Genomic DNA, 13,938 nt, shown 5'->3' on the forward strand with positions numbered 1-13,938 from the left:
TCTGGGGCCTGCGGCCCCAGCCGCCGGAGGCATCTTGCTACCGCCGGAGGCCCATTCGGCTGAATGTCGATGCCCGCTAGGGGACAGGATCGAAACCCGAGCCGCCCCAGGGGTGGCAGCGGCCGATGCGGCGCAGCCCGAGCCACAGGCCGCGCCCCGGGCCGTGGCGCTCGATGGCCTGGATCGCATAGCTGGAACAGGAGGGCGAGAAGCGGCAGCTGGGTGGCAGCACGCGCGACGGGCCCCATTGCCAGAAGCGGATCGGCGCGATGAGCAGCTTCTTGAGCATCAGGACAGCCGTGCCAGGGCGCGGGCGAGATCGGCTTCGAGATCGGCGAAGGGGCGGGCGAGGCCGGCGTCGCGGCCGATCAGCACATGGTCGGCGCCGGGGATGCCGCGCGCGGCAAGCTGGGACTGGACGGCGGCGCGCAACCGGCGCTTGAGGCGGTTGCGGACGACGGCGTTGCCGACCTTCTTGGTAACGGTATAGCCGGCGCGCATCTGCGGGTCTGCATCCTCGCGGGGGCGGACGAGCAGGATGAAGCCGGGTGTGACGAAGCGCTTGCCGCGATTGGCGGCGAGGAAATCAGCGCGCTTGCGGATGGTGGGCGGTGGGACAGCCATCGCCGCACATGATGATGTCAGGCCGACAGCTTCTTGCGGCCGCGCGAACGACGGGCCTGGATGACCTTGCGACCACCCACCGTCGCCATGCGGGCGCGGAAGCCGTGGCGACGGGCGCGGACGAGCTTCGAGGGCTGATAGGTGCGCTTCATGGGTCAGATCCGGTCATGCTGCGCCGGCCCGACGATAGTCCGGACGGCGGAAATTGAAGCGCGGCTGTTACGCATCCGGGGCAGGAGAGTCAAGCTGGCGGTGGTTTGCCTCTTTACGCCGCCGGCCGGCGGCGGCATGGGCGGGGGCATGACGACCTCGCCCCTGGCCCTGCCCTTTCCCGCCCTGCCCGATGTGGCCGGCGTCCGCATCGGCACGGCCTGTGCCGGCTACAAGGCGTGGACGCGCGGCGACGTGCTGCTGATCGAGATGGCCGAGGGGACGGCGGTGGCGGGGGTGACGACGCGCTCGCGCTGCCCGTCGCCCGAGGTGGAGCTGTGCCGGGCGCGGCTGGGCGGCGGCCGGGCGCGGGCGCTGGTGGTGAATGCCGGCAACAGCAACGCCTTTACCGGCGAGGCCGGGCGGGCCGCGGCGCTGGCGCAGGGCGAGGCGGCGGCGCGGCTGCTCGGCTGCGAGGCGGCGGCGGTGTTCCAGGCGTCGACCGGCGTCATCGGCGTGCCGTTGCCGGTCGACAAGGCGGTGGCGGGGGTGACGGCGGCGCAGGCGGCGCTGGGATCGGCCGACTGGCTGGCAGCGACCCAGGCGATCGGCACCACCGATACCTTTGCCAAGGCGGCGGTGAGCCATGCGATGATCGACGGGCGGCGGGTGGCGCTGGTCGGGATCATCAAGGGGTCGGGGATGATCGCGCCGGACATGGCGACGATGCTGGGGTTCATTTTTACCGATGCGGCGGTGGCGCCGGCGCTGTTGCAGGCGATGCTTGAGGCGGCGAATGCCCGGAGCTTTTCGTGCATTACCGTCGATGGGGACACCTCGACGTCCGACACGGTGCTGGCTTTTGCCACCGGGGCCGGCGGCGGGCCGGTGCTGCGCGAGGCGGGGCAGCCGGGGGCCGATGCCTTTGCGGCGGCGCTGGCCGATCTTTGCGGGCAGCTGGCGCGGCTGGTGGTGCGCGACGGCGAGGGGGCGACGACGCTGGTGGAGGTGCAGGTGGCCGGTGCGGTGGACGACGCCTCGGCGCACCGGGTGGCGATGAGCATTGCCAATTCGCCGCTGGTGAAGACGGCGATTGCCGGGGGGGATGCCAATTGGGGGCGGGTGGTGATGGCGGTGGGCAAGGCCGGGGAGCCGGCAGAGCGGGACCGGCTGTCGATCCGCTTCGGGCATGTGCTGGTGGCCGAGGCCGGGGCGGTGGTGCCGGGCTATGACGAGGCGCCGGTGGCGGCGCATCTGGCCGGGGACGAGGTGCTGGTGTCAGTCGACCTCGGGCTGGGCCAGGGCCAGGCGCGGGTTTGGACCTGCGACCTGACCCATGGCTATATCAGCATCAACGCCGATTATCGGAGTTAGACCAGCGCGCCCTCGAGCCAGGTCTTGATCTGGGACTTGGGGGCGGCGCCGACCTTGGTGGCGACGGGGGCGCCGTCCTTGAACAGGATCATCGTCGGGATGCCGCGGACATTGTAGCGGGTCGGGGCATCGGGGTTTTCGTCGATGTTGATCTTGACGATCTGGACGCCGTCCATCTCGGTGCTGAGCTCCTCGAGGATCGGGCCGATGGTGCGGCACGGACCGCACCATTCCGCCCAGAAATCGACGAGCACGGGGGTGCCGCTGCTGATCACGTCGGTGTGGAAGGACTGGTCGGTAACCGGGCGGGTGGACATGGCAAGTGTTCCTGTGGTGGCTCGGGATTGAGCCTGTTGCAACGCTAGATAATGGCTGCCGCGGCCCGGTTCAACTCGGGCGGGTCAGTGGGGGGCATGCGCTGCAAGCAGGGCTGGCGGCAGGCGCAGCAGGCGGGGGCCGGCGGTGTAGAGCAGCGCCGCCTCGATGCGGCGGCCGGGGAAGATGCGGGCGAGCGCGGCGGCATAGGCGGCCATCTGGGCGAGATGATAGGGCGGGGCGGCGGCGGCCTCGGTGGGGACGCGGCGGCCGGTCTTGTAGTCGATGAGGGTGACGACGTCGTCGGTGATGCACAGCCGGTCGACCTGGCCGGCGATGACGGTATCGCCGACGACGGCAGCGATGGGTGCCTCGGCGAGGCCGCCGGGGGCGAAGAGGACGGCATAGTCCGGGTCTTCGAGGACGCGCAGGACTTCATCGACCAGCGCCTGCGGGTCATCGTCCGGGGCGAGGTGGCGGGCGAGCGCCAGGCCGATGCGGGCGCGGTCGGGCGGCGGCAGGTCGGGCAGCCGCTCGAACAGCGCGTGGAGCGCGACGCCGCGGCGGGCGGCGGCGGCGGCGGCGGGGCCGGCGGGCGGCGCGGCCAGCGTGTCCTCGGCGATCGCCGATGGGCTGAGCGGGCGGCTGGGGCGGGCCTCGGGCGGGGCGGGGCGGCGGACCCAGTCGGGGATTTCCAGCCTTGTGCTGGCGGGGGTGATCGTTTCCGGCTCGATGGCGGCGGCCTCGCCGCTGCGCCAACTGAGCGCGCCGTCCTCGCGCAGTTCGGCGCCGAGATCGGTGAGCGCGGCTTCGGCGACGGCATACCAGCTGCTTTCGTGGGCGACGCCATGCCTGGCCTCGGTCGGCGCCAGGCTGCCGGCGATGACCAGCAGGTCCTCGGCGCGGGTCAGCGCAACATACATCAGCCGCCAATGCTCCTTCATCGCATCGTCCTGCTGGGCGGCCAGCGCCTCGGCGAGGCGGCCCGACAGCGCCTTGGCAGCGCCCGGGGCGATCGGCAGCAGCGTGCCGTCGTCGAACGGATAGAGCAGCGCCGAATCGGGCTTGCGCGGCCGGCGGGCGGCGTCGGCGAGGATGACGACGGGGGCCTGCAGGCCCTTGGCGCCGTGGACGGTCATCAGCCGCACGGCATCGAGCGGCGCGTCCGGATCGCGCTTGATCTCGACATCATCGGCCTCGATCCAGGCGAGGAAGCCCTGCAAGGACGGCGGCTGCACGGCCTCGAAGGCCAGCGCCTGATCGAGCACCGTGTCGATGGCGTCGCGCGCTTCCGGCCCGAGCCGGGCGAGCAGCCGGGCGCGGCCCTGCATCGGGCCGGACAGCACGCGTTCGAGAAACTCATAGGGCGGGGTGAAATCGGCGAAGGACAGCAGCTCGGCCAGCCAGTCCCGCGCCGCGCCCACGGCCGGATCATCGCTGGCGCGGACCGCTGCCCACAGGCTGGCGGGGCGGCCATGGGCGAGGGCGAACAGCTGATCATGGCTGAGGCCGATCAGCGGCGACACCAGCAGGCAGGCCAGCGTCAGGTCATCGGCCGGTTGCAGCGCGAAGCGGGCGAGCGCCAACAGGTCGGCGACCGCCAGCGGCTCGGACAGCTTGAGCCGGTCGACGCCGGCCACCGCGACGCCGTGGGCGTGCAGCGCCGCCACCAGCGCCGCCGAAAAGGCCGTGCGCTGGCGGACCAGCACCAGAATATCCTGCGGCCGGACCAGCGTGCCGCGCCCGGGCAGCCGCATCGGCGACGGGCCGAGCCAGCCGGCGATCTGCGCCGCCAGCTGCCGGGCATGGGCGATCTCGACGGCGCCGGGCCGCGTGCCTTCCGACAGCGCCTCGTCATCCTCATCGGCATCGGCTGTGGCTTCGGGAAGAGTCAGCGGCAGCATCAGCACCTCGCCGGCGCCGCAGCGATGGGCATGGTGCGGCGGCACGCCATCGGCATCGAGCGCGCCTTCGGGCAGGCGGCCGGCGACGGCATCGACGAGCTTGAGGATGCAGGGCTGCGAACGGAAATTGGTGCTGAGCGGGATCGATTGCAGCGGGCTGCCGGCATCCTGCGCCAGCATGGCGAAATCCTCGCGCTTGTCCCGGTAGATGCGCGGGTCCGAGCCCTGGAAGCCGAAGATCGCCTGCTTGTAGTCACCGACGACGAACAGCCGCCGCCGCGCCTCGCGGGCGCCTTCGCCGGCGAAGAACTCGTCGGTAAGGGCGCGGATGATGTCCCATTGCGCGGCGTTGGTGTCCTGCGCCTCGTCGACGAGCACATGGTCGATCCGCTGGTCCAGCTTGTAGCGGACCCAGGCGGCGGCGCCATCGGCGGCGAGCAGCCGGCGGGCGGCGGCAATCATGTCGTCATAATCGACGACGCCGAGCCGCTGCTTGGCCGCCAGCCACAGCCGCGACAGCCGCCGCGCCACCCGCAGCTGGGCCGCCACCCGCTCGACGGCGGCGTGCAGCGCCTGTTCGGCGGCGATGGCGAGAATCTGCCCGGCGAGCGCCTCATAGACATCGGCGGCCTGCGGGAAGGCGGCGCGCACCGGCGCGGTGATGCAGAAGCTCGATGCATAGCCGCCGCCATCGGCCTTGAGGAAACAGGCGGCCAACAAGGGAAACTGCCCGGGCTCGGCGAGCCAGGCCCGCGCCCGCGCCGCGAACTGCAAGGGGCGCGCCGCCGCCGCTGCCTCCCAGGCCTCGGCCAGCCGGACGATATCGGCACGGCTGATCCGGGCGAGCGCTGTCGCCAGCGCAGCCGCGCCGTCGCCATCGGTGGGCAGGCCGAAGGCGCGGCGGAGCATCGGCTCCAGCCCGGTATCGGGCAGCGCCGACAGCGCATCGGCATGGCGGCCGATCAGCGCCGTCAGCGCCGTCAGGCTGCGCTCGCCGCCGGCGACGCTGAGCCGCGCCAGATCATCGAGAAACGCCGAATCGTCGGTGCCGGCGCCGGTGGTGGCGGCCTCGATTGCCTCGGCGAGCAGGCGGCGGCGCAGCGCCTGGCCGGCGCGGTCATCGAGCGTCTGGAAGCCGGGCGCGACCCCGGCCTCGACCGGAAAGGCGCCGATCAGCGACTGGGCCAGCGCATGGATGGTCTGCACGGCCAGCCCCTGCGGCGCATCGAGCAGCTGGGCGAACAGCCGCCGCGCCCGCGCCCGGCTGGCGAGATCGTCGGGCTCGCCGATGGCTGCCAGTTCGGCCGCCAGCGCGGCATCATCGACGCGCGTCCACCACGCCAGCCGCTGCATGACCCGGCCCTGCATCTCGGCCGCCGCCAGCTTGGTGAAGGTGATGCAGAGGATGGCGCGGGCCGGCACGCCTTGCAGCAGCAGCCGCAGTACCCGCGCCGCCAGCACCTGGGTCTTGCCGGTGCCGGCCGAGGCCGCGACCCAGGCATGGACATCGGGGTCGGCCGCCTGCGCCTGGGGGGCGAGCAGCGGCAGCATCGCCTTTATGGTGCTCATGCGCCGGCCTCCATCACCCGTTGTCCGGGGGCAGGTTGCGCCATTCCTGGACGCGGGCCAGATGGTCATAGTCCGGCCAGGACAGTGCCGGATGGAGCTGGGCAACGAACGGCGTCGGGCGGAGCAGCATCCGGGTGAGGATGCTGGTGACGACATCGCGGGTGTCCGAGACATGATCGGGCACCGGCGGCGGCTTGTCCTTCTTGCCGAGCGCCGGGCGGGCTACGCCCGGCGTCTCGCCGCCGGACAGCCGCCAATATTCGAGCATCTCGACCGGCCCGGCCGGGAGCCGGCGGCTTCCCTCGTGAAAGGCGCCTTCCCCGGCGATGACGGCGAGCAGCGGCAACTGGTTGCTCAGCCCTTCGCGCACCTGCTGCGGCCCCGGCGGCGCCCCGGTCTTGTAGTCGATGATCGCCAGCCGGCCGGTGTCGTCGCGGTCGATGCGGTCGGCGCGGCCCTTGAGGGTGATGCCGTTATCGAGGGTGATCTCGCCGCGCGCCTCGGCGGCGAGCGGCTGCCAGCCGGCGGCGACCCGGGCCAGCAGCTCCTGCCCGGCCCAGTCCAGCGCCCGGCGGGCGCGCGGCCCCCAGAGCGCGGCGAGCAGCGGAAAGCCGCCGCAGGCGCGCAGCAGCATCGCCTCGCCGAGCCCGGCGAGGCGGGCGGGATCGAGGCTGCCGCTTTTGATCCAGTCTTCCAGCACACCGTGCAGAAGCTTGCCGCGATCGGCGGCACCGGGATCGGCATCGAGCGGATCGAGCGGCTTCAGCCTGAGCATGCGCGCGGCGTAAAAGGCAAAGGGGTCGGCGATCAGCGTGTCGACCTCGGTGACCGACAGGCTGCGGGGCCGCAGCTCGGGCGGTGGGCAGGGCGCCGGGCGGGCAGAGGGGCGCGGCGGCTGCTCGGCATCGAGGCCGCGGGCGATGCGGACCAGCCTTGTCTCGCGGATCAGCCCGGCGTCCGAGAAACGCGCGACATGGGCATCGAGCCGCGCCATGAAGCGCGACGGCAACATCGGCCCGCCGGCATCGCGGCGCGCCCGGCTGACCAGCACCTGCGGCGCGCCGAGCGCCCGGATGAAGTCCGCCGCCGCCGTGCCGATGGCGCGCGCCTGCCCAGGCAGGCCGAGCCGCGCCCGGATTGCCGGGGCCAGCCATGGGTCCGGGCTGAGCGGCGCCGGCCAGCTGCCTTCGTTGAGGCCGGCGAGGATCATCAGGTCCGCGCGCATCAGCTGGGCCTCGACCGGCCCGAGGATGCTGAGGCGCGGGTGGCCGCCCCAGGCCGGGCGGATGGCGATGTCGGCAAACAGCGCCGCCAGCAGCGCCGGCGCCTCGTCGCTGCCGAAGCCGCCGAACACCGACCCCTCCAGCCCCAGCGCCTCGAGCCGGGCCGCCAGCGCCCGGCCATCGGGGCCGGCCCAGGCGGCCTCGCCGGCGAGCGCCTCGGCGACGCTTTGCAGCGCCAGCGCCAGCCGGGCGAGATCGGTGGTGCCGGCCTCGGCCTCCAGCGGCGCCAGCAGGGCCGAGACCTCGGCCCACCAGTCGGCCAAGCCCTCGTCCTCGCGGCGCTTCTCGTTGAGCCAGGCGTCGACATGGGCGGCAATGCCGTCGAGGCCGGGCGCCGGGCGGACGCCGCGCAGCACCAGATCGAGCTGGCGGACATGGTCGAGCCAGGCGAGCCGGTCCTCGCCGCGCCGGACCAGCGGGTGCTTGAGCAGCGCCAGCAGCGCGACGGGGGCGAAATGTTCGGCCAGCGCCGCGACCAGCGCCAGCGCCAGGCTGCCCGGCGGGGTGCGGGCCAGCGGCTGGCCTGCGCTGTCGTCAACCGCAATGCCCCAGCGGCGGCAATGGGCGGCGACGCGGCGGGCCAGCGCGCGGTCAGGGGTGACCAGCGCGGCGGTACGGCCCGGGGTTTCCAGCGCCTCGCGCAGCGCCAGCGCCAGCGCCTGGGCTTCCTCGGCCGGGGTGTCGGCCTCGACGACGCGGACGGCGGCGAAGGCGGCGCGGGCGGCGTCCGCATCGGCGGGCGGCTCGGCCCAGCCCTCGCCAGCATCGGCGGGGGCGAAGGCGGCGATCACCTCCTCCTCGCGGCGGGCGAGCAGAGGGTCGGGGAGCGCATGCGGCCAGAGGCGGACCTCGTCCCGCGCCCAGCCGAGCCGGGCGAGCAGCCGCTTGAGGGCATGATGGGGATGGGCCTCGCTTTCGGCAACGCCCTCGGTCGGGGTGGCGATGATCGCCTCCCAGCGGGCGGTGCCGGCCTCGCTGAGGTTGGTGTCGAGCCCGGGCAGGATGACCTGGCCCTGGGGCAGGGCGAGGACGGCGGCGAGCAGGCGGCCGATGGCCGGGGTGGCGCTGGTGATGCCGGCGGCGATGACCGGGGTGGCGGGGGGTGCGGCCTGCCAGCGGGCGATCAGCGCGTCGATGGCGGCGGTGAGGCGGGTGCCGCCGTCGCTGGCGCCGAGGCGGTCGCGCTCGGGCGGCCAGGCGGTGATGATGATATCGAGAAAGGCCAGCGTTTCCTGCCAGTGGTGCGCCATGTCCGCATCGGCAACGGCCTCGCGCAGCTGCTCGGGCGGAATTTCCTCGGCGAGCAAGGTGTCGAGCGCGTCGGCGAGCGCGCTGCCGAGGCGCAGGCCCTCGACGGCGCTGCGGCTCGGCTGGGCGCCGGCGAGGCGCTGGCGGACGAGGCGGCCGAGTTCGAGCCGGCGGGTCAGCGCCGAGACGGCGGGCGGCAGCAGCAGGTCGCCGGCGGCGAGGCGATCGAAACTGTCCTCATCGAGATCGCCGACGGGGACGAGGCGGGGGAGCAGCAGGCCGCCGCCGGCGCAGTGACGCACGAACGCCTCGGTGAGGGCGCGGACGGCGCGGCGGTTGGGCAGCAGCACGAGGGTGCGGGCGAGCTGCTGCGGATCGTCGCCGCGCGCCAGCAGCCCGGCGGCCAGCGCATCGACGAACCCGACATGGTTGGGGATGGTGAACAGCATCTGGGGGCAGGATGGCCGAAGCCTGCGCGCAACGCAAAGGCTCAAAGCCCGGCGAGCACCCGTTCGGTGGTGCCGATGCTGTCCGGGGTGCCGACATGGAACCACAGGCCCTGATGCGCCATGCCGAACATCCGGCCGGCTTCCAGCGCCTTGTTCCAGGCCCGCCACATGGTGAAGGGCTCGACCGGCTCGCCGTCGAACAGCCGGGGGTGGATGATCTGGACGCCGGCGAAGACGAAGGGGGCCAGCCGGACGCCGCTGCGCGGGCGGACGAGGCCGGCGGGATCGAGATGGAAATCGCCGCGGCCGTCATAGCCGGTGGCGCGGGCCAGCGGCACCAGCAGCAGCAGCGCGTCCATGCTGTCGGCGTTCCAGCGGTTGGCCATCAGGCGCAGCGTGTCCGAGGCGCCGTCGATCCAGAGATTGTCCGAATTGGCCACCAGCACCGGGCCGCTGCCCATCATCGGCAGCGCCTTGGCGAGGCCGCCGCCGGTCTCCAGCAGCTGGCCGCGCTCGTCCGACACGCTGATCTGCAGCGGGCCCTTGCGGGCGGCAAGTGCCGCTTCGACCTGGTCGGCGAAATAATGGACGTTGACGATGGCGCGGCCGATGCCGGCAGCCTCGATGCGGTCCAGCGCCCGGTCGAGCAGCGAGCGGCCGGCGACGTCGATCAGCGGCTTGGGGCGGGTGGCGGTGAGCGGGCGCATCCGCTTGCCGAGGCCGGCGGCGAGGACCATGGCGGCTTCGGGCATGGCGGCATCGACACGGGGGCGGAGCGACAATTGGGGCCGGGCGTTCATGCGGTCACCTGGACGCCGCGCCGGGTGGCGGCGGGGACATGGGCATCGAACCAGGCGGCGACGGGGGCGAGCGCCGGGCGGGCGAGATCGGCGTTGACCAGCGCCCAGAGGCGGGGGTGCCAGGCCGGGTAATGGGCCTTGCCGTCGCGGACATAAAGGCGGGTGAAGACGCCTAAAATCTTGATGTTCCGCTGGGCGGCGAGGATGTCATAGGCGGTGCGGAAGGACTCGGCGTCGAGGCCGGGGCGTTGGCCCAGATAGCGGTCGATCATCGCGGCTTCGAGCGCGGGGGACACGGTGCGGCGGATGTCCTGGAGCAGGCTGGCGAGGTCATAGGCCGGGTGGCCGGCGAGCGCGTCCTGGAAATCGAGCAGGCCGAGCGCCTGCAGGCCGGGGCGATCCAGAATCATGAGGTTGTCGGCGTGATAGTCGCGGAGCACCAGCACCGGCGGCGCGGCGGCGACCTGCGGCCAGAGCGCGGCCCAGGCGGCATCGAAGCCGGGGGCTTCCGGGCAGCCGACGGCGGGCAGATACCAGTCGGCGAACAGCCGCGCTTCTCGCAGCAGCTCGGTCTCGTCATAGGGGCGGACGTCGGCGGCGGGATGGGCATGGAGCGCGGCGAGGATGTCGACGGCCTGTTCATAGACCTGTTGTTCGCGGGTCGGGTCGGCGGCCAGCACCGGGCCGACCCGGGCGTCGCCGAAATCCTCGAGCAGGATCAGCCCGGCGTCGAGATCGACGGCAAGCGCCCGCGGCGCGGCGAAGCCGAGGCCGGTCAGGTGATCGGCGATGGCGAGAAAGGGGCGGCTGTCCTCCTTCTCCGGCGGCGCGTCCATCAGCACGGCCGTGCGCGGGCCATGGTGGACGCGGAAATAGCGGCGGAACGAGGCATCGCCGGCCAGCGGACGGATCTCGGCGCCGCCCCAGCCATGGCGGGCGAGGAAGGCGGGCGCGGTGTCGGGGGGGGTCATCATGGCCACCGGCTCTCCCAAGCCGCAGGCCGCGTCCAAGTCAAGCGGCGCGGCTCTTCACCGCTGCCCGACAGCGCCAGATGCAGGGCATCGGCCGGCAGCCGCGCGCCCAACCGCTCCGGCCATTCGATCAGCAGCGCGGCGTCGGTCTCGAACAGGCCGAGCGCATCGGCATCCCGGGGGTCGTCGAGCCGGTAGAGATCGACGTGCCAGACCTCGAACGGCAGCTCGGGCGGGCCATAGGGCTGGACCAGCGTAAAGGTCGGCGACGGCACGTCATCGGCCCAGCCCAGCGCCTCCAGCACGCCGCGCGCCAGAGTCGACTTGCCGGCGCCGAGATCGCCGTGCAGCGCCACCACGTCACCGGGGCGCAGCGCGGCGGCCAGCGCCGCGGCGAGGCGCGCGGTGTCTTGCGGCGTGGCGAGCATGAGGGCCATGGCCGGCCTGATGGCCTAGAAATCGACAGTGAGATAGCCCTGAAATCGCCGGCCGGGCAGCTGGCCATAGGCGCCGGGGAAGCGCAGATTATAGCCCTGCTTGTCGAAGACATTGGTGACCTGGAGGCGGAGCAGGCTGCGCTGGCCGGCCAGCAGGAAACGGTAGCGGGCGCCGAGATTGAGCAGCGAGCGGGTGGGGATCGATACAGCGTTGCTGACGACGGCGGTTTCGGGACTGCGGTGCGACCAGGCGGCATCGAGCGACAGGCCGGAAAGCTGCGGCGGCCGCCAGTCGGCGCTGGCCTCGATCCGCGCGGTGATGGCATTGACCGGGCGCGGGCCGGAGACGCCGAGCGCCACGGCTTCACCGACGACGCGCGGTTGGAGCAGCACGGTGCCGGCGACAACCGACAAGGTCGGCGTCAATGGCCCAGCCACCGAGGCTTCGAGACCCCGGTTCACCACCTCGCCGAGATCGCCGAAGATGCCGCCCTGGCCGATGTTGAAATAGGGCTTGCGGACCTCGAACACCCCGCCGATCAGCTTCATCTCGCCGGCCAGCAGCCAGCGGAAGCCGGCATCTATCTGGCGGGTCTCGATCGCCGGCATTGCTTCGTTGCGGTTGGCGGCATTGTCCGGCGCGATGCCGCTTTCCTCGATGCCGGTGACATAGCCGGCATAGACGGTGAGGCGCGGGGTCACCTCCAGCGCCAGTTCGGCGTTGACCAGCAGCGGGCTGGCATCGGTGGCGACCGGCACCGCGCCGGGCAGGCCGATGCGCTTGCGATAGTCGGTGCGCTGGAGGCCGAGGCTGATCTCGCCGACGCCCGCCCAACGGCCCTCATAGGCGAGGCCGAGCGTCCATTGGCGCACCCGGTCCGCCTGCTGCGGCCCGAACTGGAACAGCGGCAGCGGTGCGGTCTGCAGTTCGCCGAGGCGGATCGGGCCGAGCTCGATGACGTCGGCCCCGTCGAAGCGGCGGTTGGCGGCGCGGCCGCGCAACGCCAGGTGGATGACATGGGCGCGCGGCCCCTCGGCGATGCGGCGCGACAGCCGCACCTCGCCGCTGTTCGAGACGAAGAACAGCGGCGGATCGGCGATGATGCGCTGGCCGGCGGCGCGGCCATCGGGCTGGACGCCGGTGATCAGGTTGGAGAAATCGGCTTCGAAGTGTGCTGACGAACGGAACAGCCCGGCCTTGACCTCCCAGCCCGGCGCCGGCGTCCAGTCGATGACGACCCCGCCCATAAGCTCGGTATTGACGGTCTGCGCCCATTCGGGACCGGCATAGACATGGCGCGGCAGGCGCGGCGGCAGGCGCGCGCCCGAGGGCAGGAAAGCCGGGCCATTGTCATCCATCGGCGTGTGGGCGACGCTGAGGAAGGGTACCAGCTGCAGCCGGTCGGTCGGCCGCCAGTTGGCGATGAAGGCACCCTCGAACCCGCGGTTGCGCGTCTTGTTGACCATCCGGTCGAACGTATGGGCGGCGCCGAGCCCGATGCTGAGACGGCTGCCGAGCGGCACCGCGGCATCGACCTCGACGGCGTTGCCGCCCCAGCTGTCGGCACTGACCAGCGCGCTGGCGGCGGCCTGCTGGCCGGGCACGCGGAGCCCGAGATCGACGATGCCGGTGGGCGCCGGGAACGGGCTGCCGAAGGCGCTGGGACCGACACGAATGGCGGTGGAGCCGCTGATCCGGTCCGAGGGGAAGGCGACCGGATCGAAATACAGGCCGGCGATGCGGACATTGCCGGCGACGACCGGCGAGAAGCCGCGCACCTGATCCCGGTTGTAGATGCCGATGGTCTCGCGGCCGACGGCGGTGCCGAAGGCGTCCCCGGCCTGGCGGACGGCATTCTCGCCGGCGCGGCTGCCCGCCGCGGTCAGCGGCGGTGCCTCCCCGGCCGGCACCAGCGCGGCGGCGGGGTCGACGACCGGCTCGCCGGCCGATTGCTCAGCGGCAGCCCCGGAGACCTGGGCCTTGGGCACCTGGGCCCCGGCAGCGACCGACGAGGCCGCTGCCGACGCCAGCAAGGCCAGGGCCGAGGCCCTGAGATATGCGACCATGTCCCCCCCAAACACACGCCGCCCCCCGGCGGCCGATGGTCAGTAGCGATAGGCTTCCGGCTTGAACGGGCCGGTTTCGTCGACGCCGATATATTTGGCCTGCTTCGGCGTCAGCTTGGTCAGCTTGACGCCAAGCTTCTCCAGATGCAACGCCGCCACCTTCTCGTCGAGGTGCTTGGGCAGCACATAGACCTTGTTTTCATATTTGCCGGGATTGCAGAACAGCTCGATCTGGGCGAGCACCTGGTTGGTGAAGCTCGCCGACATCACGAAGCTCGGATGGCCGGTGGCGCAGCCGAGATTGACCAGCCGGCCCTTGGCCAGAACGATGATCTGGTTGCCGTCCGGAAACTCGACGATGTCGGTGCCGGGCTTCACTTCGGTCCATTTGTAGTTGGACAGGGCGGCGATCTGGATCTCGCTGTCAAAATGGCCGATGTTGCAGACGATGGCATTGGGCTTCATCGCCTGCATGTGCTCGGCGGTGATGACATCGGCATTGCCGGTGGCGGTGCAGAAGATGTCGGCGCGCTTGACCGCGTCCTCCATCGTCACGACCTCGAAGCCCTCCATCGCCGCCTGCAGCGCGCAGATCGGGTCGATCTCGGTGACCATGACGCGGGCGCCGCCGTTGCGCAGCGACTGGGCCGAGCCCTTGCCGACATCGCCGAAGCCGGCGACGCAGGCGACCTTGCCGGCGAGCATCACATCGGTTGCCCGGCGGATGGCGTCGACCAGGCTTTCCTT

The 13,938-nt window shown here is 72.3% G+C and carries 12 protein-coding genes; 1 reads left to right on the forward strand and 11 read right to left on the reverse strand.

Features of this window, described 5'->3' with window-relative positions; translation table 11 throughout:
- Positions 1 to 76 precede the first annotated feature (76 nt).
- The 3 genes from yidD to rpmH are packed head-to-tail and all read right to left on the reverse strand — an operon-like array spanning position 77 to position 776.
- On the reverse strand, positions 77 to 289 hold the full coding sequence (gene yidD, locus ACTIFJ_RS04870) for a membrane protein insertion efficiency factor YidD (RefSeq protein WP_439532969.1): 213 nt from the start codon (positions 287 to 289) through the stop codon (positions 77 to 79).
- Complete coding sequence (gene rnpA / locus ACTIFJ_RS04875; protein WP_439532970.1) at positions 289 to 624, reverse strand: ribonuclease P protein component; 336 nt, start codon at positions 622 to 624, stop codon at positions 289 to 291. Before rnpA ends, yidD begins: the two co-directional genes overlap by 1 nt.
- 17 nt (positions 625 to 641) lie before the next feature.
- On the reverse strand, positions 642 to 776 hold the full coding sequence (gene rpmH, locus ACTIFJ_RS04880) for a 50S ribosomal protein L34 (RefSeq protein ID WP_439532971.1): 135 nt from the start codon (positions 774 to 776) through the stop codon (positions 642 to 644).
- A 148-nt stretch (positions 777 to 924) separates the two neighbouring features.
- On the opposite strand from rpmH, the gene argJ reads away from it, so the two are divergent.
- The gene (gene argJ, locus ACTIFJ_RS04885; protein ID WP_439532972.1) at positions 925 to 2,148 is read left to right on the forward strand and encodes a bifunctional glutamate N-acetyltransferase/amino-acid acetyltransferase ArgJ; all 1,224 of its coding nucleotides are present in this window, start codon (positions 925 to 927) and stop codon (positions 2,146 to 2,148) included.
- On the opposite strand, the gene trxA is transcribed toward argJ, so the two are convergent.
- From trxA to ACTIFJ_RS04925, 8 genes are all read right to left on the reverse strand, one after another.
- Entirely contained in the window at positions 2,145 to 2,465 is a 321-nt protein-coding gene (gene trxA / locus ACTIFJ_RS04890; protein ID WP_439532973.1) for a thioredoxin, read from the reverse strand. The two genes, argJ and trxA, sit on opposite strands and share 4 nt — an antisense overlap.
- Positions 2,466 to 2,549: 84 nt before the next feature.
- Positions 2,550 to 5,936 (reverse strand): double-strand break repair helicase AddA, encoded by a 3,387-nt coding sequence (gene addA, locus ACTIFJ_RS04895; protein ID WP_439532974.1) that lies wholly within the window; start codon positions 5,934 to 5,936, stop codon positions 2,550 to 2,552.
- Between the two features lie 13 nt (positions 5,937 to 5,949).
- Complete coding sequence (gene addB / locus ACTIFJ_RS04900) at positions 5,950 to 8,916, reverse strand: double-strand break repair protein AddB (RefSeq protein WP_439532975.1); 2,967 nt, start codon at positions 8,914 to 8,916, stop codon at positions 5,950 to 5,952.
- Positions 8,917 to 8,957: 41 nt separating this feature from the next.
- On the reverse strand, positions 8,958 to 9,716 hold the full coding sequence (locus tag ACTIFJ_RS04905; protein ID WP_439532976.1) for a nucleotidyltransferase family protein: 759 nt from the start codon (positions 9,714 to 9,716) through the stop codon (positions 8,958 to 8,960).
- On the reverse strand, positions 9,713 to 10,687 hold the full coding sequence (locus ACTIFJ_RS04910) for an aminoglycoside phosphotransferase family protein (protein WP_439533011.1): 975 nt from the start codon (positions 10,685 to 10,687) through the stop codon (positions 9,713 to 9,715). Before ACTIFJ_RS04910 ends, ACTIFJ_RS04905 begins: the two co-directional genes overlap by 4 nt.
- Complete coding sequence (tsaE, locus tag ACTIFJ_RS04915; RefSeq protein ID WP_439532977.1) at positions 10,687 to 11,124, reverse strand: tRNA (adenosine(37)-N6)-threonylcarbamoyltransferase complex ATPase subunit type 1 TsaE; 438 nt, start codon at positions 11,122 to 11,124, stop codon at positions 10,687 to 10,689. Before tsaE ends, ACTIFJ_RS04910 begins: the two co-directional genes overlap by 1 nt.
- Positions 11,125 to 11,139: 15 nt before the next feature.
- Complete coding sequence (locus tag ACTIFJ_RS04920; protein ID WP_439532978.1) at positions 11,140 to 13,191, reverse strand: TonB-dependent receptor domain-containing protein; 2,052 nt, start codon at positions 13,189 to 13,191, stop codon at positions 11,140 to 11,142.
- Between the two features lie 39 nt (positions 13,192 to 13,230).
- On the reverse strand, positions 13,231 to 13,938 hold a 708-nt coding region (locus ACTIFJ_RS04925), incomplete at its 5' end, for an adenosylhomocysteinase (protein WP_439532979.1).

The sequence above is a fragment of the Polymorphobacter sp. genome (assembly GCF_051860865.1).
GTDB lineage: Bacteria > Pseudomonadota > Alphaproteobacteria > Sphingomonadales > Sphingomonadaceae > Sandarakinorhabdus.